This window comes from Aromatoleum toluvorans (genome assembly GCF_012910905.1).
GTDB lineage: Bacteria > Pseudomonadota > Gammaproteobacteria > Burkholderiales > Rhodocyclaceae > Aromatoleum > Aromatoleum toluvorans.
This window is the reverse complement of record NZ_WTVN01000085.1, coordinates 1-1551: the sequence shown is the minus strand read 5'-3', so window position 1 is coordinate 1551 and position 1551 is coordinate 1. Positions and strand designations below refer to the sequence as shown.

The following is a 1551-nucleotide window of genomic DNA, read 5'->3' as shown; positions in this document are numbered from 1 at the left end:
CTTCGCAGCGTACTCAAGGTCGGAAAAGCTCGATTGCATGCTCAGTCTCGGAGGCCATGGGCTGACAGAATTATCTCAAACGCATCGATCGCACGGGGCGACGGTGTCCGAATAAATCAGCGTCTCCTTAGACATATTGACTCCCTGAAATGAAAAGACGCTCTGCCCCCTATCGGGCAGAGCGTCCCCGCTGCTACAACTTCTGCTTGACCACGATGTCCGCCGGCGTGATGCCCTTCGGCTCGGAGTGGGCGATCCCGAAATGGCAGTCGATGCAGGTGAGGCCTTCCGCGCGGCCCTTTTCATGGCGCGCCTGCGCCGTCTCGGTCTGCAGGTCGGAACTCATCTTGTCCGCCGTGTGGCAGTGACGGCACTCGCGGGAGTCGGTCGACTTCATGCGCGTCCACACATTCTTCGCGAGCTCCGCCCGATGCTCCCGGAATTTCTCCTTGGTATCGATCTTGCCCACGATGAAATGCTGGTACAGCTCGCCCGCGGCCTGGACCTTGCGGATCCACTTGTCCACCGGCTCGCGCGGCACGTGGCAGTCGGGACAAATCGCCCGAACGCCGGTGCGATTGGTGTCATGGATGGAACCGCCGTATTCCACGTACACGTTGTTGCGCATTTCATGACAGGAGGTGCAGAACTCCTCCGTCATCGTGTACTCCATGGCCGCGGAGCCGCCGGCCACGGCCACCAGCGTTGCGACGATCGCAATGCCGATCAGCACGAATGGATTGCGCTTGCCCAGCCAGGCGCCAATCCGGGTCAGTATCTTTTTCATTGGCGCACCTTCACGTGATCGAAGGGCGCTTTACAGCGAAAGAATCCAGCTGACGAGGTTCCTGATTTCCTCCGGATCCTTGCTCTTGACCATCTGGTGCGGTTCTTCGCGCCCGTCGATCTTTACCTTGTTCGGAACGGTAATGTGCTTGACGAGCTTGTCTTCGGCCTCCGCCTTGCCGCGGTACTTGGTCGCGACCTCGCGATAGGCGGGGCCGTCCTTCTTGCTTTCCACAGCGTGGCAATTGAGACACTTGCTCTTGCGCAGCAATCCCATTGCGGCGTCCTCGTCGGCGGCGAAGCCAGCCGTGGAGGTCAGGGCGATCACCGATCCGAGTGCAATCACGAGCTTGCGCATTTCATGTTCTCCAGAATATTGGGTAAAGCATTCGTCTGTTGGAAGTCGCATCGCCCCGATAACGACCGATAACCACCCGGTCGGCTGAAGTCGCAGCGAGCGATGAAGCCGATATCCGATTGGGGTCCGCAATGGCTGCTCGAGACGCATACGAAATGACCGATCTGCGCACACTGCGTGGCTGACTCACCCATCGGGATGGCGCACGTCGGGGAATTGCGCGCCGTGGCGTTGCCATGACAATTGATGAGAAAACCCTACCGAGGCAGCGGGATTCTAGGGAGACGCTGAATAAATGACGAACTCGTCGTCGGTGATCGCCCTCGGCAACGTTCGGCCTGAGAACTTCGTCGGAGCGCTCGCGGAATGGTTCGCGCAGACGGTTGTTCGGGGCGTGTTCAACGTGC

General features: G+C 59.5%; 2 protein-coding genes. Both read right to left on the bottom strand.

Going from position 1 to position 1551, the window contains the following annotated elements; all coding sequences use genetic code 11:
• Nucleotides 1-193: 193 nt before the first annotated feature.
• Nucleotides 194-787, bottom strand: a complete 594-nt coding sequence (locus GPA22_RS22400) for a NapC/NirT family cytochrome c (RefSeq protein ID WP_169258281.1) — start codon at nt 785-787, stop codon at nt 194-196.
• Nucleotides 788-817: 30 nt separating this feature from the next.
• Nucleotides 818-1144 (bottom strand): c-type cytochrome, encoded by a 327-nt coding sequence (locus tag GPA22_RS22395; RefSeq protein ID WP_169258280.1) that lies wholly within the window; start codon nt 1142-1144, stop codon nt 818-820.
• Nucleotides 1145-1551 lie beyond the last annotated feature (407 nt).